The 20,822-nt window shown below is 73.9% G+C and carries 17 protein-coding genes and 1 pseudogene; 9 read left to right on the forward strand and 9 right to left on the reverse strand.

What is annotated here, in order from left to right; genetic code table 11:
- Positions 1–91: 91 nt before the first annotated feature.
- Both ACFY0O_RS11480 and ACFY0O_RS11485 read right to left on the reverse strand, forming a co-directional pair.
- Entirely contained in the window at positions 92–556 is a 465-nt protein-coding gene (locus tag ACFY0O_RS11480) for a hypothetical protein (RefSeq protein ID WP_388946683.1), read from the reverse strand.
- A 255-nt stretch (positions 557–811) separates the two neighbouring features.
- Positions 812–1,345, reverse strand: a complete 534-nt coding sequence (locus tag ACFY0O_RS11485) for a sigma-70 family RNA polymerase sigma factor (RefSeq protein ID WP_358892588.1) — start codon at positions 1,343–1,345, stop codon at positions 812–814.
- A 340-nt stretch (positions 1,346–1,685) separates the two neighbouring features.
- Between ACFY0O_RS11485 and ACFY0O_RS11490 the strand changes: the two genes are divergently transcribed.
- On the forward strand, positions 1,686–2,900 hold the full coding sequence (locus tag ACFY0O_RS11490; RefSeq protein ID WP_388945644.1) for a CapA family protein: 1,215 nt from the start codon (positions 1,686–1,688) through the stop codon (positions 2,898–2,900).
- Between the two features lie 52 nt (positions 2,901–2,952).
- On the opposite strand, the pseudogene ACFY0O_RS11495 reads toward ACFY0O_RS11490, so the two are convergent.
- Positions 2,953–3,440: pseudogene (locus ACFY0O_RS11495) on the reverse strand (universal stress protein).
- A 60-nt stretch (positions 3,441–3,500) separates the two neighbouring features.
- Here ACFY0O_RS11495 and lysX point away from each other — a divergent pair.
- Together lysX and ACFY0O_RS11505 are read left to right on the forward strand one after the other, a co-directional pair.
- Positions 3,501–6,812: a bifunctional lysylphosphatidylglycerol synthetase/lysine--tRNA ligase LysX gene (gene lysX, locus ACFY0O_RS11500; RefSeq protein WP_388945647.1), complete on the forward strand. Its 3,312-nt coding sequence runs from the start codon at positions 3,501–3,503 to the stop codon at positions 6,810–6,812.
- Between the two features lie 106 nt (positions 6,813–6,918).
- On the forward strand, positions 6,919–7,818 hold the full coding sequence (locus tag ACFY0O_RS11505) for a polysaccharide deacetylase family protein (protein WP_388945650.1): 900 nt from the start codon (positions 6,919–6,921) through the stop codon (positions 7,816–7,818).
- A gap of 98 nt (positions 7,819–7,916) precedes the next feature.
- Here the strand turns inward: ACFY0O_RS11505 and ACFY0O_RS11510 are convergent, their stop codons facing one another.
- Positions 7,917–8,582 carry a class F sortase gene (locus ACFY0O_RS11510; protein ID WP_388945653.1) on the reverse strand — a complete coding sequence of 222 codons (666 nt, stop codon included), beginning with the start codon at positions 8,580–8,582 and terminating at the stop codon, positions 7,917–7,919.
- A 353-nt stretch (positions 8,583–8,935) separates the two neighbouring features.
- Between ACFY0O_RS11510 and ACFY0O_RS11515 the strand changes: the two genes are divergently transcribed.
- Positions 8,936–9,439 (forward strand): hypothetical protein, encoded by a 504-nt coding sequence (locus ACFY0O_RS11515; RefSeq protein WP_388945656.1) that lies wholly within the window; start codon positions 8,936–8,938, stop codon positions 9,437–9,439.
- Positions 9,440–9,494: 55 nt separating this feature from the next.
- On the opposite strand, the gene ACFY0O_RS11520 is transcribed toward ACFY0O_RS11515, so the two are convergent.
- The 3 genes from ACFY0O_RS11520 to ACFY0O_RS11530 form a co-directional block, all read right to left on the reverse strand.
- Positions 9,495–10,205 carry a hypothetical protein gene (locus tag ACFY0O_RS11520; protein ID WP_388945659.1) on the reverse strand — a complete coding sequence of 237 codons (711 nt, stop codon included), beginning with the start codon at positions 10,203–10,205 and terminating at the stop codon, positions 9,495–9,497.
- A 199-nt stretch (positions 10,206–10,404) separates the two neighbouring features.
- Entirely contained in the window at positions 10,405–11,175 is a 771-nt protein-coding gene (locus tag ACFY0O_RS11525; RefSeq protein WP_388945662.1) for a hypothetical protein, read from the reverse strand.
- A 104-nt stretch (positions 11,176–11,279) separates the two neighbouring features.
- Positions 11,280–11,873, reverse strand: a complete 594-nt coding sequence (locus ACFY0O_RS11530; RefSeq protein ID WP_388945665.1) for a hypothetical protein — start codon at positions 11,871–11,873, stop codon at positions 11,280–11,282.
- Between the two features lie 410 nt (positions 11,874–12,283).
- On the opposite strand from ACFY0O_RS11530, the gene ACFY0O_RS11535 reads away from it, so the two are divergent.
- Complete coding sequence (locus tag ACFY0O_RS11535) at positions 12,284–13,114, forward strand: SAM-dependent methyltransferase (RefSeq protein WP_388945668.1); 831 nt, start codon at positions 12,284–12,286, stop codon at positions 13,112–13,114.
- Positions 13,115–13,263: 149 nt separating this feature from the next.
- A complete protein-coding gene (locus ACFY0O_RS11540) occupies positions 13,264–15,432 on the forward strand; it encodes a putative bifunctional diguanylate cyclase/phosphodiesterase (RefSeq protein ID WP_388946684.1) in 2,169 nt (722 codons plus the stop codon).
- A 40-nt stretch (positions 15,433–15,472) separates the two neighbouring features.
- Here ACFY0O_RS11540 and ACFY0O_RS11545 read toward each other — a convergent pair whose 3' ends face one another.
- Positions 15,473–16,558: an FAD-dependent monooxygenase gene (locus tag ACFY0O_RS11545; protein WP_388945671.1), complete on the reverse strand. Its 1,086-nt coding sequence runs from the start codon at positions 16,556–16,558 to the stop codon at positions 15,473–15,475.
- Positions 16,559–16,679: 121 nt separating this feature from the next.
- Here ACFY0O_RS11545 and ACFY0O_RS11550 point away from each other — a divergent pair, with 121 nt between their 5' ends.
- Positions 16,680–17,330, forward strand: a complete 651-nt coding sequence (locus ACFY0O_RS11550; RefSeq protein ID WP_388945674.1) for a TetR/AcrR family transcriptional regulator — start codon at positions 16,680–16,682, stop codon at positions 17,328–17,330.
- A gap of 77 nt (positions 17,331–17,407) precedes the next feature.
- Entirely contained in the window at positions 17,408–18,931 is a 1,524-nt protein-coding gene (locus tag ACFY0O_RS11555) for an AMP-binding protein (protein ID WP_388945677.1), read from the forward strand.
- A gap of 187 nt (positions 18,932–19,118) precedes the next feature.
- On the opposite strand, the gene ACFY0O_RS11560 is transcribed toward ACFY0O_RS11555, so the two are convergent.
- Positions 19,119–19,997 (reverse strand): LysR family transcriptional regulator, encoded by an 879-nt coding sequence (locus ACFY0O_RS11560; RefSeq protein ID WP_388945679.1) that lies wholly within the window; start codon positions 19,995–19,997, stop codon positions 19,119–19,121.
- A gap of 120 nt (positions 19,998–20,117) precedes the next feature.
- On the opposite strand from ACFY0O_RS11560, the gene ACFY0O_RS11565 reads away from it, so the two are divergent.
- Positions 20,118–20,822 (forward strand): succinate dehydrogenase cytochrome b subunit, encoded by a 705-nt coding sequence (locus ACFY0O_RS11565; RefSeq protein ID WP_388945682.1) that lies wholly within the window; start codon positions 20,118–20,120, stop codon positions 20,820–20,822.

The following is a 20,822-nucleotide window of genomic DNA, read 5'->3' on the forward strand; positions in this document are numbered from 1 at the left end:
CCGACCCGAGGCCCTACGTCTGGACCAAGACCGCAGACGAGATCCTCGAACGCCTCGCCAGCTATCTGAACAGAATTCCTGACTCAGAAGACTAGAACAGGTGCATCGCCAAGTGCCCCAGCGGCAGCCCCAGTTGCCAGGCGGGGGTCCAGACGCGGGCGTTCTCGTCCAGCCCGGGCGGGGGGCCGGCCTGGGCGGGGTGGTCCGGGTCGAGGTGGGTGGCGAACAGCTCGGTGCGGTCCAGCCAGCGCCAGGCGGCCCGGGCCAGTTCCAGGTCGGGGTCCTCGGCGGCGCCGCGCTCGCGGGCCTCCTCGCCCAGGGTGAGGAACCGGGTCTGGACCCAGTCGCGCCAGGGGTGCCCGTACGCCGTCAGGGAGAGCCACTCGTCGAGCTGCGAGACGACCCGGATCCCGGAGAGCTCGCCGGCCGCGTCCGAGAGGTAGATCGTGAGCGCGAGCGTGTCCCGTCCGGCACGGAACTCCAGGGTGCCGACCGGGATCAGCCGGCCCGTGCGCAGCAGCTCGTCCGCGATGTACTCCGCGTAGAGCCACGCCATGGGCACGGCCAGTCCGCCGTCACTGGTGCCGTTCGAACCCTCGGGCTGCACCGTTCCACCTTCTCCCGCGCGTCGAGTCTGCCGCCGTCACCCCGAGCCTTCACCGGCGGGCTCGCGGGGCGGGGGATGTTTACTCAACTTGAACGGACTGATGCCGATTTCGGCATGGTTTGTGTCCGGATCGTGCGCCTGGAGGGCGTTCCTTGAGTGTTCCTCCACCGGGGCGGGAGCGGTCCTCGTGCCCGCGCGCCCGGTTCAGGCTCCCAGCCCGTACCCCTGGAGCCCCTTGCGCAGCGCGCGCAGGGCGTAGTGGGTACGGGATTTGACGGTCCCGGCCGGGATGCCCAGCTCCGCCGCGGCCTCGGCGACCGAGCGGTCCTGGAAGTAGACCTGGACCAGGACGTCGCGGTGCTCCTGCCCCAGGCTGCCGACCGCCCGCCGTACGTCGATGGCGGTGACCGAGCCGGCCACCGCGTCCTCCGGCGCGGGCGCCTGCTCCAGGCCGTCGGACTCGACCTCCTGGGGCCGTGACATCCGGGCGCGCCGGGCGTCGATCGCGAGGCGCCGTGCGACGGTGAACAGCCAGGGGCGCATGGACTCGTGCCCGGTCGCCAGCACCTCGGGGTGCTGCCAGACCCGCACGAGGGTTTCCTGGACGAGGTCCTCGGCGCGCTGCGCGTCGCCGGCCGTGAGGCCGAGCAGGAAGCCGAACAGGGCCCGCCCGTGTTCGCGCTGGAGTGCGGCGAGCGTCTCGGGTTCCGTGCGCTGGAGGGTGGGGGAGGGCGGCACGTCGGTGGCTCCTTCCGGATCCGCGGGTCTGGCAAGGGGGGCGGGGAGGTCTGCGGGGACCGGCCGGCGGGTCCTGCGCGTCCGGCTCCACCCACCCTCACCTGCGCGGAGCCGCCCGGGAACCGTCCGGCGGCGCCGTTGCGCCCAAGCACCCGGGTGGTCCGGTGGGCGGCCGCGCCGGACGACGAACGGTTGAACGGCGCGGCGAACGGCCGGGGCCGCCACCGGAGTGAGGCCGGGCCGGGCGGACGGCGCCGTTCCTTGACGCGGGGCGCCCCGTCCGATGGATTCATAGGGAGTGCAGATCATCCGATAATCCCTTCAACGAGAGCCGGGTCAGATGACCAAGCGCACCCGTCGGACCGTCGCCCTGCTGTCGGCCGGCCTGCTGTCCGCCGCGGCCGCCGGCTGCGCCGGCGGCGGCCACCCCACGCCCGCGCGCCTGGGCACCAGTGCCGCCGGCGCCCCCGCCGCGGCGGCCGGATCCGCCTCCCCGGCCGCCCCCGCCGGCGCCCGCGGCTTCACCCTGGTGGCGAGCGGCGACGTCCTCCCGCACACCTCGGTCATCCAGCGGGCGCACACCGACGCGGGCCGCGACGGGTACGACTTCCGGCCCATGTTCTCCGCGGTCAAGCCGGTGGTCTCGGCCGCCGACCTGGCCCTGTGCCACATGGAGACCATCTACGGGGACGACGACGGCCCCTTCAGCGGCTACCCCGCCTTCGTCTCCCCGCCCGCCGTCGCCGACGCCCTCAAGGACGCCGGATACGACGGCTGCTCCACCGCCTCCAACCACACCCTGGACGATGGCGCCGAAGGCCTGAAACGCACCCTGGACCGCTTCGACAAGGTCGGCCTCGGCCACGCCGGCTCCGCCCGCACCGCGGCCGAGGCGGCCCGCCCCACCCTCTACACGGCCGGCACCGCCAAGGTCGCCCACCTCGCCTACACCTACGACACCAACGGCTACCCGATGCCCGAGGGCCAGCCGTGGGCGGTCAACCTGATGGTCCAGGACAAGATCATCGCGGACGCGCGGGCGGCCCGGAAGGCGGGCGCGGACGTGGTCCTCGTCAGCCTCCACTGGGGCACCGAGTGGCAGACCGAACCCGACGAGACCCAGCTCTCGCTCGGCAAGGCCCTCACCGCCGCGCAGACCGGCGGCCGCCCCGACATCGACATGATCCTGGGCACCCACGCCCACATCCCGCAGGCCTACGAGAAGGTCAACGGGACCTGGATCGTCTACGGCATGGGCGACCAGGTCGCCGGCGAGATGTTCAACCACAGCGGCGCCCGCGACATGCGCGGCAACTACGGCTCCATCGCCCGCTTCACCTTCGCCCCGCCCGCCGCGCCCGGACAGCGCTGGCAGGTCACCAAGGCCGAGTTCGTCCCGCAGATGATGGACCTGTCCACCGGCCGCGTCGTCAACCTCCCCGCCGCCCTCGCCCAGGACCCCGACCACTCCGCGTACGAGAGCGCCCAGGACGAGATCACCGAGGCCGTCCTCGGCCGCGGCGCCGCCAAGGACGGCCTCCGGCGCGCCGGATAGGCCCCCCGCGGCACCCGCCCGGCGCGCCCTGCGGCGCGCCGGACCGTGACGGCTACGGGACCACCGTCACCGGCCAGCGGCCCGCCTTCACCAGCCGCACCGCCACCGAGCCGACCAGCCGGTGCCCGGCCCGCTCCGAGGCGCCGACCACCACCGCGTCCGCCTTCAGCTCGTCGGCGGCGCCCACCAGGCCCGCTGGGGGCACCTCCCAGCGGTAGCTGGGGGAGGATCGCCCCGGAAGGTGTGGAACTGCCACCGCACCTCGAAGATCCCCTTCAGCCGCTCCGCCGAGGCCCGGATCTCCGCCACGATCCCCTCCGCGATCTCCCCCGTCGCCTCCGCCACCGGCGCGCCCAGGGAGGCCCCGGCGGCCAGCACCGGCTGCACGTACACCAGCGCCGGCAGCGCGTTCTGCCGCCGGGCCAGCCCCGTCGCGTACGCCGCCGCCCGCAGGGAGGACTCCGAACCGTCCACCCCCGCGAGGATGACCTTCGGCCCGTCCGTGCCCCGTTCGAATGCCGTACCCGCTTGCTCCGTCAGCCTGCCGAGGCTATCCCGTTCGGCGCGCGCCACGGCGCGGCCCTCCCTACAGTGCATGGCATGAGTGCCACGCAGGAGCAGCAGACCCGCGGTGCCCGCGGCAGGTTCCTCAACCGGGTCCCGGACGCCTTCGGAGCGTTCTTCGGCACGCTCGGCCTGCTGTGCGCGCTGCTGGCACTCTCACCGGTGCTGCGGGGGCTGCTGCGGCCCGTGGTGCGCGTCCTCGACGACTTCGTCGTCCCGGTCAGCGCCAACCTCGCGTACGCCGTCTTCCTCTTCCTGCTCGCCGCCGCACTCGGCATCCGCAAGAAGATCGCCTGGTGGATCGTCGTCACCTATCTGGCCCTGCTGATCCTCGTCGACGTCCTGATCATCGCGGACGGGGACCTCTGGGTCGGCGGGCTGTCCCTGGCCCTCGCGGTGGCCGCCCTCGTCGTGCTGACCGCCGCCCGCAAGGAGTTCTACGCCGCCTCCCGCCCCGGCGCCGTCTGGCGCGCCATGCTCGTCCTGGGCCTCGGGCTGCTCGCCGCCGTCCTCCTCGGCTGGGCCCTCGTGGCCCTGTTCCCCGGCACCCTGCCCCGGGGGCAGTGGCTCGACTGGGCCGCCAAACAGGTCTTCGGCGGCCTGTTCTCCGCCCGCCAGTTCGACGGCCGCCCGCCCAGGGTGCTCTACTTCCTGCTCGGCCTCTTCGGCGCCCTCGCCCTGCTGAACGCCGCCTCCACCCTCTTCCGCTCCCAGCGGCTCACCGCCGCCCTGCACGGGGACGAGGAACTGCGCATCCGCGCCCTGCTCGGCGCCTACGGCCGCGCCGACTCCCTCGGCTACTTCGCCACCCGGCGCGACAAGGCCGTCGTCTTCGCCCCCAACGGCAAGGCGGGCGTCACCTACCGCGTCGAAGCCGGGGTCTGCCTGGCCAGCGGCGACCCGGTGGGCGACCCCGGCGCCTGGACCCCCGCCATCGACGCCTGGCTGGCCGTCGCCCGCCGCTACGGCTGGCAGCCCGCCGTCATGGGCGCCTCCGAGGACGGCGCGACCGCGTACGCCCGCTCCGGGCTCAGCGCCCTCCAGCTCGGCGACGAGGCCATCCTGCACGTGGCCCACTTCGACCTCGACGGCCGGGACATGCGCGTCACCCGGCAGGCCGTCAACCGCGTCAGGCGGACCGGCGCCACCACCGTGATCCGCCGCCACTCGGCCCTCACCGAAGAGGAGATGCGCACCATCGTCGACCGGGCCGACCGCTGGCGCGACACCGAGACCGAACGAGGCTTCTCCATGGCCCTCGACCGGCTCGGCGACCCCGCCGACGGGGACTGCCTGCTCGTGGAGGCCTTCGACGCGCAGGGCGAGCTGATCGCCCTGCTCTCCTTCGTCCCCTGGGGCAAGGACGGCATCTCCCTCGACCTGATGCGCCGCGACCGCACCGCCCCCAACGGCGTCATGGAGTTCATGGTCGCCCAGCTGTGCGCCGCCGCCCCGGGCCTCGGCGTGCGCCGGATCTCCCTCAACTTCGCCGTGTTCCGCTCCGCCTTCGAGGAGGGCGGCCGGATCGGCGCCGGCCCGGTGCTCAAGCTCTGGCGCAGGCTGCTGCTGTTCTTCTCCCGCTGGTGGCAGCTGGAGGCCCTCTACCGGTCCAACGTCAAGTACGGGCCCGAGTGGTACCCCCGCTTCCTCTGCTACCAGGACGCCGGCTCGCTCGCCCGGGTCAGCCTCGCCTCCGGCATCGCCGAGGGCTTCGTCTCCGTGCCCAGCCTGCGCAAACTGTGGGGCAAGGGCCACCAGCCCCGGGGGCTCACCGCCCCCGTCGACACCGCCGACCTGCCCTCCATCGAGTCCCTCGCCTTGGACCTCGTGGGGGAGGAGGGGGAACGCGCGCCCGCCGACCGGCTGCCCGAGCAGGTCCGCGTCCGCCACGCCAAACTGGAGCGGATCCGCGCCGCCGGCACCGACCCCTACCCGGTCGGGATCCGCCAGCGCACGCACACCGCCGCCCAGCTGCGGGCCGCCCACCCCGGCCGGCTCCCCGCCGGCGCCCGCACCGGCGAGCCGGTCGTCCTCGCCGGGCGGGTGATGGTCGTCCGCGACCTCGGCGGCGTGGTCTTCGCCGTCCTGCGCGACTGGACCGGCGACGTCCAGCTGATGTTCACCCGCGACGAGTCCGGGTCCGCGGCGCTGGACTCCTTCACCTCCCAGGTCGACTTCGGCGACCACGTGGTCGCCGGCGGCACCGCCGCGGGCAGCCGCAGCGGCGAACCGTCCGTCCTCGTCGACTCCTGGCAGCTCACCGGGAAGTGCCTGCGCCCCCTGCCCGACAAGCGCAAGGGCCTGGCCGACCCCGAAGCCCGGGTCCGGCGCCGCTACCTCGACCTCGTCGCCAGCCCCGACGCCCGGGACGTCGTACGGGCCCGCTCCAGCGCCGTGCAGGCCCTGCGCCAGGGACTCCTGGACCGCGGCTACCTGGAGGTCGAGACCCCGATGCTCCAGCAGATCCACGGCGGCGCCAACGCCCGCCCCTTCCGCACCCACATCAACGCCTACGACCTCGACCTGTACCTGCGCATCGCCCCCGAGCTCTACCTCAAACGGCTGTGCGTCGGCGGCATGGAGAAGGTCTTCGAGATGGGCCGCACCTTCCGCAACGAGGGCGTCTCCTACAAGCACAACCCCGAGTTCACGATGCTGGAGGCCTACCAGGCCTTCGCCGACTACGACGTGATGCTCGACCTCACCCGCGAACTGATCCAGGGCGCCGCCACCGCCGCCTTCGGCTCGCCCATCGCCCACAAGGCGGGCCCCGACGGCAAGCTCGTCGTCCACGACATCTCCGGGCCCTGGCCCGTCAAGACGATGTACGGGGCCATCGGCGAGGCCCTCGGCGAGGAGGTCGACGCCGACACCGAGGAGCACCGGCTGCGCCTGCTGTGCGACCGGGCGGGCGTCCCGCACCGGCCCGAGGACACCCGCGGCGACGTGGTCCTGGAGATGTACGAACGGCTGGTGGAGGAGCGCACCGGACTCCCCACCTTCTACAAGGACTTCCCCACCGACGTCTCCCCGCTCACCCGCCAGCACCGCGGGGACCCCCGGCTCGCCGAACGCTGGGACCTGGTGGCCTTCGGCACCGAACTGGGCACCGCCTACTCCGAGCTCACCGACCCCGTCGAGCAGCGCCGCAGGCTCACCGCCCAGTCCCTGCTCGCGGCGGGCGGGGACCCGGAGGCGATGGAACTCGACAACGACTTCCTCGACGCCCTGGAGTACGCCATGCCGCCCACCGGCGGACTGGGCATCGGGGTCGACCGGCTGGTCATGTTCCTCACCGGTCTGACGATCCGCGAGACGCTTCCGTTCCCGCTCGTGCGCCAGGGCTGACCCGGCCACCGCCTCCCGGACGGGCGGCTGGCCCGAGCGGGTGAGGCGGACGGGGTGCCTCCGCGCATCTCGACATCCGCGGCGATGTCGTTGATACGTAGTAATAATGACAAATGACGAGCCGACAGTAGGGCGACGCGTGCTCCTGCGTACCGCCGTCTTCCTCGGAATCGCGGCCGCCGCCTCCTCCGGACTGCTCAACGCGGGCGAGGACGGCTCACCGGCCGCACCGCCCGGGACGCCCCCGGGCGGCGCCCCCGATCCCGCCCGCGGACCCGGGGCCGCCGGAGCCCCGGGCAGCCACCCGGAGGGGCTCCCCGACGCCTCCCACCGGCTCCAGCCGATGACCGCCGAGGCCCCCGCGAAGCCGCCCGCCGTGAAGCCCGCCGTCCGCACCCGGCCCATCCTGGAACTGCCCCAGGGCCCGGCGGCGGGGCCCAAGGCCATGCTGCTCACCTTCGACGACGGCCCCGACCCCCGCTACACCCCGGCCATCCTCGACACCCTGCGCCGGTACGGGGTCCGCGCGGTGTTCTTCGTCTGCGGGGAGATGGCCGCCGACAACCGCGACCTGCTGCGCCGGATGGCCGCCGAGGGGCACGTCATCGGCAACCACACCTGGACGCACCCGGAGCTCCCCCGGCTCAGCCGGTCCGCGATGGAGTCCGAGATCGGGCGCACCAGCGAGGTGGTCGAGCAGGCCGTCGGACAGCCCCCGCTGTGGTTCCGGGCCCCGTACGGTGCGTGGAACCGGGCCGCCTTCGAGATCGGGGCGGACCTGGGCATGGAACCCCTCGCCTGGACCGTGGACAGCCTCGACTGGACCGAACCCGGGACCACGACCATCGTCTCCCGGATCCTGGACGGGGCCGCGCCCGGCGTGATCGTGCTGAACCACGACGCCGGCGGCGACCGCTCGCAGAGCGTCCGGGCGCTGGAGGCTTACCTGCCCCAGCTGCTGGGGCGCGGCTACCGTATGACCCTGCCGGTGCTGCCGCCCCGCTGAGCGCGTCCGCCGCCGGGCCGGACCGCCGCGGGGGAGCGGCGGCCGGTCCGCCATGGCTCGGCTCGGTCCGGCTCGGCTCGGTCCGGTGAAACGTTTGCTCAGCGGGCCTCGACCATCCGCGCGAAGACCACCACGTTGCCGTCGTAGCCCTTGGCCTTCGAGTAGCCGCCGCCGCAGGTGATCACCCGCAGCTCCGGGTGCCCGGTGTCCCCGTACACCCGCGCGCCGGGGAAGGCGTCCTTCGCGAACACCTCCACCCCGTACACCTCGAAGACCGCCGTGCGGCCGTCGTAGCGTTCGACCTCGATGTGGTTGCCCGGCTTCATCGAGCCCAGGCCGTAGAAGACCGCCGGGCCCTGCGCGTTGTCCACGTGGCCCACGATCACCGCCGACCCCTGCTGGCCCGGCGAGATGCCGTTGAGGTACCAGCCCGCCAGGTTGCGGTCCTGCGGCGGCGGGGCGTCGATCCAGCCCTGCGCGTCCAGACCGACCGTCATCACCGGCGCGTCCACGTTGATCGTCGGAATCCGGATGCGCTGCACCGACGAGTGGTCCAGCACCTCCATGTCCGCGGGCGGCGTGGGTGCGTTGGCCGGCTGCTGGTCGGCCCGGGTGGCGACGGCCGCCGCCGCCGTGGGCTGCGGCGGCCCGTCCGCCACGTTCGCCCCGTTGCGCATCATGGCGAGGCCGCTGAGCAGCGCCAGTGCGAGCACGCCCCAAGGGGAACGCCTCCTCGGCCGCTGCCCGTTCTCGTCCTCGAGCATGGCTCTCCCTTCCCGACGCGGGGGTCCCGACCCGCGTTCCAGTCCCACCCCTGTACGCCCTTCTTCCCGCACGCTAAGGCCGACGGGGCGGCACGGCGATCGGGGAGCGGCGAACGGGTGGTGCGTCCGGTCGGGGTGCCGCCATCCAGGTATTCATCACATAAATGACTGACGGCTCGTGACCTGCGGATCCGTCAGATGGGACCGGCGCGTCCCGGCGTGTCGCTCAACCGGGCGGCCCAAGGGCGGAAATGCGCTGGTTGCGAGCCGCCGGGAGGGTTCGTGATGGGAGGCGTTCTCGTCGATCTGCCCGGGCCACCGCTCCGGGGCGCTCTCCCGCTGGAGGTTCCACCATGCGTGCTATCCGCGCTCTCACCGTGACCGCGGCCGCCTGCGCCGCGCTCGGGCTCAGCACCCCGTTCGCCGCCGCGAACCCCCCGGGGGGCAACGGCAACGGGCCGAGCAACGTCACCGTCCAGCCCTACTCCGTCCACCAGGGCGCCTCGATGCAGGTCAGCGCGGCCGGCTGCCAGCACGGCGGCACGGTCTGGTCGCACGGCAACTTTCCGCAGACCAACCTGTCGGCCGGCTCCATCGGCTTCGCGACCGTCCGGATCTTCAACCACGCCTCGCCCGGCCACCACACCCTGTCGGTCAAGTGCCACGACAACAACCTGGTCGCCACGCACCGCTTCACGGTCCTGGAAGGCCGCGGAGCCCAGGGCGGCCTCGGCGGCTCCTTCGGCCCGTCCACCGCCGAGACGGCCATCGGGGCGGGTCTGGTCGGTGCCGCGGCTCTCGGTGCCGGCGTGCACGTGGTGCGCCGCCGCCGTCCGGCCGCCGCCGCCCGCTCCTGAGACCGCTCCCCGGAGGCCGCCCGGGCCGCCCGCGCGTGCGGGGGCCCGGGCGGGGTCAGTGGCCGCGGGCCGCGCGGCGGCGGCGCAGGGCGTACGCCGCGGCGCCCGTGGCGGCGGCGAAGAGGGCGGCACCCGCGGCGAGTTCGACCGGGTCGGCGCCGGCCACGCTGCCGCCGAGGCCGCCGCGGACACCCAGCACGGCGGTGGTCGTGCTGGTCCGGGGGACCGGGTTCGTCCGGGCCGGCGGTGTGGTCCGGGCGGGCGCGGCGGTGCGCGCCGGAGGTGTGGTGCGGACCGGGAGGGTGGCGACCGGAGGCGGCCGCAGGCCGGACCCGGAGGTGGCGGTGGCGGTGGGGGACGGGGTGCGCCGGGGCTCGCTGGTGGAGCTGGTGCTGGGCCTCGTCGTCCCGCCGGTGATGGTCAGGTCGGTGGACCCGTTCTCCCCGTTGCAGGTGAAGGTGACGGAGTACAGGGCCCCGGGCCGGGCGTCGCGGTCGACCTTGACCTTGACGGTCTTGCCGCGCTCGATGGTCACCGTGTCGAAGACCCCGGACGAGGCGGTGGCGGAGGCGGCGCCGCAGTCGCTGACGGAGAGGGTGACCGTACCGCCGGGTGCGACCGTCGAAGGGGTGACGGCGAAGGCGAAGGAGGTGGCGGGTGCCTGCTCGGTCCCGGCGGCGGGCGCGCCGAAGGCGCCGAGCGCGAGGGCGAGGCCCGTGGCGCCGGCGCCGAGCAGTGCGGTGGCGGAGCTGCGTATCGCACCCATGATCGCGTTCCTCCGGATCTACGGGGCGCAGTCGCGCGGCGATTGCCGCACGTGGGGGGTCGTGCGCCTCGATGTTCGCCACGCTAGGTCCCGGCCCGGTGCCCCGCGATCAGGAACGGGCGAATGGGGCACGGCCGTAGGCCGAACCGGGGACGGACCCCTCGTCCGCGGTTTACCGGCTCCGGCCGCGCCCGGCCGCTCAGGTCTTGAGACCGAGGTGGGGGAACTGCGCGAGGAAGGGTTCGGCGGTGGCCGCGACCCCCCGTCCGAAGGGCGCGTCGAAGTCCCAGATCAGGAACAGCAGGAAGGCGATCAGCGCGCTGAAGAGGCCGGCGAGCAGCAGTTCGCGGAAGGACCGGCGGATCTGCAGCATGAAGATCATCCCGACTGTCACCAGGGCCCCGGCGATCAGGCCGAACCACACCACCCCGGGCATGGTGGCCCCGGCACTCTGGCCGCGGGCGTTGCGGGCGTCGTCCACCAGCGCGACCTGGTCGACGAGGGGCTGGTAGGCCTGCCCCTCGTGGTCGTTCTGCGGCTGGTAGTCGGTCACGTCGCGGCGGATCTTCTCCAGCAGCCGCGCGCTCTCGTCGGTGAGCTCGTTCTCCTTGGACATGTGGTCCCACTCCGTGTCGACCACGTAGGTCACGTACGCGTCGACGTCGGAGCGGATCTTCTTGCGGACGTCGGCCGGGTAGACCTCGGAGCGGACGCTGATCTCGTGCAGGGCCTGGGACTCCTGGCGCACGTACTCCTGGGCGGCCCCGCGGCCCTCCCAGACGCCCGCGATCGCCAGGCCGAGCACGATCGCGTAGATCACCCCGATCATCATCGTCATGTATTCGATGACGTCCGGGGTCTCGTCCGGATCGTCGTCCTCGGTGATCCTGCGGTGGTTGAAGAAGGCGATGGACAGCACCACGGCACAGGCCGCGGCCATCGCGAGGGTCAGGACGAGCCATTCCGACAAGACGGGCTCCCAATCGGTGGGCAGGGGCGTTCGGCGGGCGGTGCGGTGCGGTGCCGTGGTGCGCGGGGCGGCGCGGTGCGTGGCGGACGCGGGGGCGGCGCGGGCTAGCGCGGGCGCAGCGCGACGATCGCGAGCACGGCGGGGGCGGCGGTCATCAGCGTGAACGTGACCGGCGAGATGTGGTGTTCGAGCGGTTTGTGCGCGGCCGTGTGATAGGCGGGCCGCGGCACCTTGGGCTTGGGCGCGGGCGGCTTCGGTGCCGGGGTGGGCGGGGCCGGCGGGGGCTGCGGCGGGGGCGGCGCGGGCGCCCGGTACACCCGGGGCGCGGGCGGCTTCGGTGCGGGCGGCTCGGGCGCGGGGGGAGCGGGCTTCGGCGGCGCGGGGGCCGGGGGCGGTGGCGGCGGAGGGGGTGGGGTGGGCTGGGGCGGCGGGGTCGGTTTCGGTGGCGGCGGGGTGGGCGTCGGCGTGGGGGTGGGCGTGGGCTTGGGCGGGCACGGCGGGGGCGGGGGCGGCGGGCAGTGGTGCTCGTGCCCGTGGCCGCGGCCCTTGTCGTGGCCACGGCCCTTGCCCGGCCGGTCGTCGTGATGTCCGCCACCCCGGGCGGCCGCGCCCGCGCCGCTGCCGGCGTAGGCGTAGGCCTCGACGGAGACTCCGCCGTCCCCGCCGCCGACCGTCGCGTAGGCACAGCTATCGGCCACGGCCGGAGTGGTCGACAACGTCGCCCACAGCAGGACCGGGACCGCCAGCAGGCGTCTGACCAAGGCTCTGTTCACCCGGGGAGCATGGGCTCGCGCGCGCCCGCGCACGCGGGAGCCGGGAGCGGTTCGCCCGAACGGGGGGATCCTGGACCGGTGAGGTTTGAGACAGGTTCTGATCGCTTGCGATTGAACGTTGGTCAATTCCCAAAAGGTATTTGTCGGTTTCCGCGGCGCCCGGACCGGGCCCCGGAGGCTTTGGTGTGTGACCAAGAACGGACCGGCAATTTCCGCTTTTGCTCGCCCCGTTGGGCAATGATCAGTACATTCGGCTCGGACAGGAGTCCGACCCCCGCCCGATCCCCGGGCGGACCAGGTACGACCACGACACTGACGACGGCTTGGAGACCCCGATGGAACGCCCCGCCTGGGCCCCGCCAGGCATCGACATATCGGTGCCGAGCGTGTCCCGAATCTACGATTACTACCTGGGCGGCTCCCACAATTTCGAGGTCGACCGCCAGGCCGCCCGCCGGGCCATGGAATTCATGCCGGGCCTGCCCAAGGTCATGCAGGCCAACCGGGCCTTCATGCGCCGCGCCGTCCGCCACGCGGTCGCCGAGGGAGTCACCCAGTTCCTCGACATCGGCTCCGGCATCCCCACCTTCGGCAACGTCCACGAGATAGCCCGAGCCGCCGCTCCCGACGCCCACGTCGTCTACGTCGACCACGACCCGGTCGCCGTCGCCCACAGCCGGGCCGTCCTCGCCGACGACGACCAGACCGGCGTCGTCGCCGCCGACCTGCGCAAACCCCAGGACATCCTGGCCGCCCCCGAGACCGGCCGGCTGCTGGACCTCGACCGGCCCGTCGCCCTGATGCTCGTCGCCGTCCTGCACTTCCTCGAGGACGCCGACCAGCCCTACGCCGCCGTCGCGGAACTGCGCGACGCCCTGGCCCCGGGCAGCATGCTCATCCTCACCCACGCCTCCTACGAGGGCATCCCGCTCAGCGAGGAGGTCGCGGCCGGCACCGTCGGCGTCTACCGCGACATCCGCAACCCGCTCGTCATGCGCGGACGCGAGGAGATCACCGGCTTCTTCGACGGGTTCGAGCTCCTGGAACCCGGCGTGGTCTCCATGCCCGACTGGCGCCCCGACCGCACCGGGCCGCTCGCGGAGGGCGAGACCCCAGAGGACCCGTACGCCTTCTCGGGCTTCGGCGGCGTGGGACGCAAGGCGTGAGACTCCCCGCACCGACTCCCCCGCCCGCGACCCCCGGCCGGCACCACCCGGCCGGGGGCGGCCGCGCCACGCCCGTCTCCGTCCCCGCCCCCGCACAGCCCCCCGCGGCCGGCGGCGAACCCCCCGTCCCGCAGCCGGTCCGGGCGCCGCTGCGCGACCGGCACCACGACCTCGACGACCGGATCGCCCGCTTCGCCACGATCTGGGGACGGGCCATCTTCCCCGTCACGGCCACCTCCCTGACCCGCCCCGAGTTCGAACAGCACCTCGTCCCGCTCGCCCGGACCCTCACCGAGGCCCTGCACGCCCGGCCCTTCGACGCCAGCGCCGCCCAGGGCGTGGGCGCCGAACTCGTCGCCGTGCACTGCACCGACCCCGAGGCGCTCGCCGGCACCCTCGGCGTCGTCGAGTCCTACCTGGTCCTCTACTGCGGCCCGGACGGCATCGCCTCCGCCGACGGCAACGAGAGCACCGAGGAGTACCGCTCCCGCTGCGCCCGGCTCCAGCACGGCATCGCCGCCGGGTTCGCCCGCGCGCTGCGCGAGCGGACCCTCAGGGAGCAGGAGGCCATCGCCCGCTCCGCCCTCACCGCCCGCATCGACGCCCAGCAGGCCCTGCACGCCAGCGAGGAGCGCTTCCGGGCCGTCTTCGAGGGCGCCGCCGTCGGCATCGGCATCGCCGACCTCGACGGCAACATCCTGGAGGTCAACGACACCCTCCTGAAGATGTTCGGCGGCCTGGAAGGACACGTCCGCAGCCGCAACGTCAGCGAGTGGGGACACCCCGACGACACCCCGCACGTCTGGAAGATGTACGGGGAACTCGTGCGCGGCGAGCGCGAGCACTACCGCGTCGAGAAGCCCTACTACCGGCACGACGGCACCGTCCTGTGGACCAACCTCACGGTCTCCCTCCTGCGCGACGCCGACGGCCGCCCCCAGTACCAGCTCGCCCTCATGGAGGACACCACCGAACGCCGGCTGCTCAACCTGCGCCTGCGCTACGAGGCCACCCACGACGCGCTCACCGGGCTGCCCAACCGCACCCTGTTCTTCGAACGGCTGGAGAAGGCCCTGAACGCCGCCTCCGGCAGCCGCTTCGGCCTGTGCTACCTCGACCTCGACGGGTTCAAGACCGTCAACGACAGCCTCGGCCACTCCGCGGGCGACCGGCTCCTCGTGGAGGTCGCCGACCGGCTCCAGAGCTGCGCCACCGGCCCCGGCGAGGTCGTCGCCCGGCTCGGCGGCGACGAGTTCGTGGCCCTCACCACCGGCCCCGGCGCCCAGACCGAGGAGAAGGTCACCGACCTCGCCGTCCGCATCCTGACCGCGCTGTCCACGCCCATCCGGCTGGAGGGCCGGGAACTGTCCGTGCGCGGCAGCATCGGCATCGTCGAGGGCGCGGCGGGCGAGCGCACCCCGGCCGAGGTGCTGCGCAGCGCCGACATCACCATGTACCGGGCCAAGGCGGCCGGCGGCAACCGCTTCGAGTTCGCCGACGCCGAGGCCGACGCCCGCGCCATCACCCGCCACGGCCTGACCAACGCCCTGCCGGCCGCGCTGGAACGCGGCGAGTTCTTCATCGAGTACCAGCCCCTGGTGCACCTCCACGACGGCAGCGTGCACGGCGCGGAGGCGCTGGTGCGCTGGTCGCACCCCCAGTACGGGGTGCTCGGCCCGGACCGCTTCATCCCGCTCGCCGAACGAACCGGCCTGATCGTGCCGCTCGGCCGCTGGGTCCTGGAGGAGTCCGTCCGCCAGGCCCGCACCTGGCAGCGCGAGCACGGCGGCGCGCCCCTGCGCGTCAACGTCAACCTCTCGCCCACCCAGCTGACCCACCCCGGGTTGGTCGCCGACACTCTGCGCGTCCTGGAGTCCTCCGGCCTGGCGCCCGGCGCGCTGTGCCTGGAGGTCACCGAGTCGGCGCTGATCGGAGCCGACGACGAACTCCTCGAACCGCTGCGCCGCCTCGCGGCCCTCGGAGTGGACATCGCCCTCGACGACTTCGGCACCGGCTACTCGAACCTCGCCAACCTGCGCCGGCTGCCGGTCAGCGTCCTGAAGTTGGACCGCTCCTTCACCCAGGGCATGCAGCAGGAGCCGGCCGACCCCGTCGACGTCAAGATCGTGGAGGGCATCGTCGCCCTGGCCCACAGCCTCGAGCTGGCGGTGACGGTCGAGGGGGTGGAGACCGGGGCCCAGGCGGCCCAGCTCCGCGCCCTCGGCTGCGACACGGCCCAGGGCTGGTACTACGCCCGCCCGGGCGCCCCGGACCGCATCCACACCCTCTCCCTCTGCGACGCCGTACCCACCCCGTGAGGCGGCGGCCGGGCCCCGGCCGGGGAGGCCGTGCGCGGGGTCAGCGCATGCCGGCCTCCGTTCCCCGGCCGGGCTCGCGGACCGCCGCGAGGACCCGGCCGTGGCGCGCGGCGGTGTCGGCCAGCAGCCGCTCGGCCACCGGGAGCCGCTCGGCCTCGTAGCCGTCGAGCACCTCGGCCGGGGCCGGGCCCGCGAGGGCTTCGGCCAGGGTCCGGGCGAGGGCGGCCGCGTCCTGGATGCCGGTGTTCATGCCCAGTCCGCCGGCGATCGGATGGACGTGCGCGGCGTCCCCGGCGAGGAGGACCCGGCCCTCGCGCATCCGGGCCGCCCGGCGGACGTTGACCCGCCAGCTGGAGAGCCAGCCCGCCTCCTCCAGGCGTATCCCCGATATCCCCGCGTACCGGTCGAACAGCCGCTGGAAGCCCTCCGGCGTGGGCGGCAGCGGCTCGCCGTCCGCGTCGGTCTCCGGCGCCGCCTGGAGCTGGAAGGTGTCCGTCCCCGGCATCGGACAGAGCAGGATCCCACCGCCCTCCGAGCTGAACCACTGGTGCCAGTAGGCCCGGCTCAGCCCGGGCGCCCGCACGTCCCCGACGACCATCGTCGGCTTCTCCTCCGTGTACCCCTCGAAGGGGATGCCGAGAAGCTCGCGGATCGTGCTCCGACCGCCGTCGCACCCGGCCGCGTACGCCGCCCGCACCTCCCGGCCGTCCGCCAGGCGGGCGGTGACCCCGGCCGGATCCTGCGCGAGCCCGCTGACCCGGGCCCCGTACTCGACCCGGACCCCGAGGCCGGCCAGCCGCTCGCGGAGGACCTCCTCGACCTGCCACTGGCCGATCAGGAGGCCGCCGCCGTCCGCCGGGGTGTCCGTGACGTGGGCGCCGTCGAAGTACTTGCGCAGCACCGGGGCGTGGGACCCCACCTCGGTCAGCCGCTCCTCGACCCCCAGCCGGGCCAGCACCTCCAGGCCGTCCGGGGTGAGCCCCTTGCCCCGGGACTCGCGGTGGGGGCCGGAGCGCTGCTCCAGGACGCGGACGCCCACACCGCGCAGGGTCAGGTCGCAGGCCAGGGTGAGCCCGGTGGGGCCGGAGCCCGTGATCAACACCTGGGTCGTCGTGTCAGTGGTCATCGGAGGTCCTCTCTCGTCGTCGCCGATCCGTCGTCGCTGAACCAAGGAAAGCGCGCCGAGAGAAAAAATGCAACCCGGTCACGAAATTGACTTGGTTGCGATTGGGTCGTACGGTGGGGCCATGGAGAACACGACGGGTCTGCGCGAGAGCAAGAAACTGCGTACGCGTCGCCAGCTGGCGGCCACGGCGCTGGAACTCTTCCTGGAACGGGGTTTCGACGCCGTGTCCGTGGCCGACGTCGCGGCGGCGGCCGAGGTCTCCAAGCCCACCCTGTTCCGGTACTTCCCCAGCAAGGAGGACCTGGTCCTCGACCGCTTCGCCGACCACCAGGACGAAGCGGCGCGGATCGTGCGCGACCGGCCCGCGGGCCTCGGACCGGTGGGCGCGCTCCACGAGCACTTCCGTACGGCCCTCGCGGAGCGCGACCCCATCACCGGGCTCTGCGACCATCCGAACGTGCTGGCCTTCCAGCGCCTGCTGTACTCCACCGCCAGCCTGGAGAGCCGGATCGCGCACTACACGGCCCGCGAGGTGGAGCTGCTCGCCGCCGCCCTGGAATCCGAGCGGGTCGAGCCGCTGTCCGCCCGCCTCGCCGCGACGCACCTGGTGGCGGTCCGTCATGAACTGGGCCGGGAGAACTGGCGCCGCATTGACGCGGGCAGCACGGCGGAGGAGGCCTATCCGGCTGCCGTCGTCGACGCCGACCGGGCCTTCGGCATGCTGGCCGAGGGACTCGACCGGACCCTGGGCCCCCTGATATCCCGGCCCTGAGCCCGGCGCACCGCCGGGACCGGCATGATGCCCGGTGCGAGCCCGTCGGACAGCGGGCCGGAGAGGCAGGTGTGCGGATGGCCGCGCGGTACGTGACCGAGCTGGTCGGGGCGTTGGAGCGGTACGGGGAGCGGCCCGCGATCGGGGCCGGGCCGAGGGTCCTGCGCTTCGCCGAGGTCCTGGACGCCGCCCGCCGGCTGGCCGGGGCCCTCGCGGACGCCGGGGTCGGGCGGGGTGAGGGGCTGGCCTGCGTGACGGGGGGCAACCGACCGGAGGCGCTGCTGGTGCGGATCGCCGCGCACCTGCTGGGGGCCCGGCTGACCCAGGTGGTGACCGGACCCGCGCTCCACGGCCTGGAGTTCATCCTCCGGGACTGCCTCCCGGCCCTGGTGGTGCACGACGTGCCGGTGCCGGCCACGGGCGTGCCGCTGCTCGGCCTGGAGGACCTGATCGCGCGGGCCGCCGGGCGACACCCCGCCGAAGTACCGGTGCGGGCACGGGAGGAGGACGTGGCCCGCGTGACGTACACCGGCGGGACCACGGGCCGCCCCAAGGGCGTGGCCTCCACCTTCGCGGCGATGGCCGCGCGGGACGTTCGGCGCGGGAGCGAGTGGACCGGGGTGGTGCACCTCTCGGTCACCAGCCTCGCCCAGCGGGCCGGCGGCCGGTGCCTGGAGCAACTGCGGGCCGGGGGCGGGGTGGAGATCCTCGACCCGTTCACCCCGGGGGAGTTCGCGGCGGCCTGCCGACGGCTCGGGCGGGTGTCCACGTACCTGACGCCCCCGATGGTGTACCGGCTGCTGGACGACCCCGTGACCGCCGGGGGCGTCCCGGGCCTGGAAGCGGTCTCCTACGGAGCCTCACCGATCCTCCCCGAACGGCTGCGCGAGGCGGTGACCCGCTGGGGCGGACGCTGGCGGCAGGGCTACGGGATGAACGAGGCCGCCGTGATCTCCCGCCTCACCCCGGCCGACCACGACGCGGCGGTGGCCGGCCGGCCCGGACTGCTGGCTTCCGTGGGCCGCCCGGCGGCGGGAGTGGAGGTGCAGGTGCGGGACGAGCGGGACGCGGTACTGCCCGCCGGGTGTACGGGGGAGCTGTGGATCCGGTCGGCGGCGATGATGACCGGCTACTGGAACCAGCCCGGAGCCACCGCCGAGGTGCTGCGGGACGGATGGCTGCGGACCGGCGACCTCGGCCATACCGATGCCGAGGGGTACCTCTACCTGGACGACCGGCTCAAGGACATGGTGATCGTCGACGGCGTCAACATCTACAGCCTGCCGGTCGAGGCCGCGCTCGCCCGGCACCCCGCCGTGGCCCGGGCCGCCGTCGTCGGACGGCCCTGCCCGGCCACCGGCGAGGAGGTCTGCGCCTTCCTCGTGCCGGCACCGGGCCACACCGCGAGTGCGGCGGCGGCCGCCGAGGCGTGCGAGCGGGTGGCCCGCGAACTGGCCCCGGCGCACCGCCCGACGGCGGTCTTCTGGGCACGGGACATCCCCCTCACGGACCGCGGCAAGCCTGACAAACGCCTCCTCCGCTCCCGCGCAACAGCCCAAGCACCCCACCCCGCACCCCCGCCCCACCACCCTGCCCGCTGACCAAAGCCCCACCCGCCCCGCCTGCCGACCGGGCCCCAGCCGCTGGACGGCCCCGTCCGGGCCCGCCTGCCGGCCTGGCCCCGTCCCGCCCACGTGTACGGCCTGGAGGGCGCCGCCCGGGGGAGTAGGGGCGGGCCGCTGATCGGCGTCGGCGGCCTTGCCCGCGCGCCGGGCGGGCTGGGGCGGGTCAGCCGGTCAGGAGGCGTTTCAGTTCGCGGGCCGCGCGGGGCGGGGCCACGTCCGTGCGGTGGGCCAGGGCGATGGTGCGGCGCAGGGGGGATCCCGCCAGGGGGGTGGCGCGCAGGCCGGGGCCGCCGTGTGCGACGACCATCTCCGGGACCACCGCCACGCCCAGCCCCGCCCGGACGAAACCCAGGACGGCGTCCATCTCCCCGCCCTCCACCGTGAACACCGGCTCGAACCCCGCCGCCCGGCAGGCCGCCACGGTCAGGTCCCGCAGGTCGTAGCCGTGCCGGAACATCACCATGGGCTCCTCGCGCAGGTCCGCGATGCCCAGCTCCCCGCCGCCGCCCGGCGGCGGCAGGTCGCGGGACGAGACCACCACCAGGTCCTCCGTCAGCAGCTCCACCGTCGTCAGCGCCGGCGCCGACGGCGGCAGTGGCAGGACGATCAGCGCCAGGTCCAGGACCCCGCGCGCCAGTTCCCGCACCAGGTCCAGCGAACCGCCCTCCTCGATCAACAGCTCGATGCCCGGGTGCGCCGTGTGGAAGGCGCGCAGCACCCCCGGCAGCATCCCGGTGCACACGCTCGGCGTGGCGCCCAGCCGCACCCGGCCGCGCCGCAGCTGGAGCAGCTCCTGCACCTCCAGCCGCGCCGTGTCCGCGTCCGCCAGGATCCGCCGGGCCAGCGGCAGCAGCGCCTCACCGGCGTCGGTCAGCGCGATGTTCCCCCGCGCCCGGCTGAACAGCTCGGCACCCAGCTCCCGTTCGAGTGCCTTGATCTGCTGCGACAGCGAGGGCTGGGCCACGTGCTCCCGCTCCGCGGCGCGCGTGAAGTGCCGGGTCTCGGCGACGGCCACGAAGTACACGAGCTGCTGGAACTGCATCCCCCCAGGCTAGGGGGTGTCCGCTAGCGCCCACCGAGGACCTTCCATAGCCAGCACCTATCGCGATCAGCTCCACCATGTCTTGGACCTTTCGGGACCTTGGTCCCTACGGTCTACCTCATGGCTCTGGCAACGCGGACGGATCGACGGCCGTCCACCACGCGCACGCTCTGGGACTCCACCGTCGGCAAGAAGTCCGTGATGGCCATCTCCGGCCTGGTCATGCTCGGCTACCTCGTCGCGCACATGTTCGGCAACCTGAAGATCTTCTTCGGGCCGGGGGAGTTCAACGGCTACGCCCACGCCCTGCGCACCCTCGGCGAACCGTTCCTGCACTACGAGTGGGCCTTGTGGATCGTCCGCGTGGTCCTGGTCGCCGCCGTCGTCGCCCACGCCGTCTGCGCCTACCAGCTCAGCCGCCGCGACCTCAAGGCGCGCCCCGTCAAGTACGCCCACAAGCGGCGCCGCGCGAGCTACGCCACCCGCACCATGCGCTGGGGCGGGATCATCCTCGCCCTCTTCATCGTCTGGCACCTCCTCGACCTCACCACGCTCACCGTCAACGAGCGCGCCTGGGCCGGCCACCCCTACGAGAACGTCCTCGCGACCTTCTCCACCTGGTACGGCAACACGATCTACATCGTGGCCATGGCCGCCCTCGGCCTCCACGTCCGCCACGGTTTCTGGAGCGCCGCCCAGACCCTCGGCGCGGGCAACGCCCGCCGCGAGCGGACGCTGAAGTTCCTGGCCAATGCCCTGGCCCTCGTCCTCTTCGCGGGCTTCGTGTCCGTCCCCGTCGCCGTCATGACCGGAGTGGTGAACTGA

Origin of the sequence: Streptomyces sp. NPDC001594 (genome assembly GCF_042893675.1) — a bacterium.
GTDB lineage: Bacteria > Actinomycetota > Actinomycetes > Streptomycetales > Streptomycetaceae > Streptomyces.

Excerpts from the sequence above, each read along its gene's own strand:
- ACFY0O_RS11505 (WP_388945650.1), top strand. The coding sequence starts at position 6,919 with ATGACAAATGACGAGCCGACAGTAGGGCGACGCGTGCTCCTGCGTACC.
- ACFY0O_RS11555 (WP_388945677.1), top strand. The coding sequence starts at position 17,408 with ATGGCCGCGCGGTACGTGACCGAGCTGGTCGGGGCGTTGGAGCGGTAC.
- ACFY0O_RS11545 (WP_388945671.1), bottom strand. The coding sequence starts at position 16,558 with ATGACCACTGACACGACGACCCAGGTGTTGATCACGGGCTCCGGCCCC.
- ACFY0O_RS11550 (WP_388945674.1), top strand. The coding sequence starts at position 16,680 with ATGGAGAACACGACGGGTCTGCGCGAGAGCAAGAAACTGCGTACGCGT.
- ACFY0O_RS11515 (WP_388945656.1), top strand. The coding sequence starts at position 8,936 with ATGCGTGCTATCCGCGCTCTCACCGTGACCGCGGCCGCCTGCGCCGCG.
- ACFY0O_RS11565 (WP_388945682.1), top strand. The coding sequence starts at position 20,118 with ATGGCTCTGGCAACGCGGACGGATCGACGGCCGTCCACCACGCGCACG.
- ACFY0O_RS11520 (WP_388945659.1), bottom strand. The coding sequence starts at position 10,205 with ATGGGTGCGATACGCAGCTCCGCCACCGCACTGCTCGGCGCCGGCGCC.
- ACFY0O_RS11560 (WP_388945679.1), bottom strand. The coding sequence starts at position 19,997 with ATGCAGTTCCAGCAGCTCGTGTACTTCGTGGCCGTCGCCGAGACCCGG.
- ACFY0O_RS11510 (WP_388945653.1), bottom strand. The coding sequence starts at position 8,582 with ATGCTCGAGGACGAGAACGGGCAGCGGCCGAGGAGGCGTTCCCCTTGG.
- ACFY0O_RS11535 (WP_388945668.1), top strand. The coding sequence starts at position 12,284 with ATGGAACGCCCCGCCTGGGCCCCGCCAGGCATCGACATATCGGTGCCG.
- lysX (WP_388945647.1), top strand. The coding sequence starts at position 3,501 with ATGAGTGCCACGCAGGAGCAGCAGACCCGCGGTGCCCGCGGCAGGTTC.
- ACFY0O_RS11490 (WP_388945644.1), top strand. The coding sequence starts at position 1,686 with ATGACCAAGCGCACCCGTCGGACCGTCGCCCTGCTGTCGGCCGGCCTG.
- ACFY0O_RS11480 (WP_388946683.1), bottom strand. The coding sequence starts at position 556 with ATGGCGTGGCTCTACGCGGAGTACATCGCGGACGAGCTGCTGCGCACG.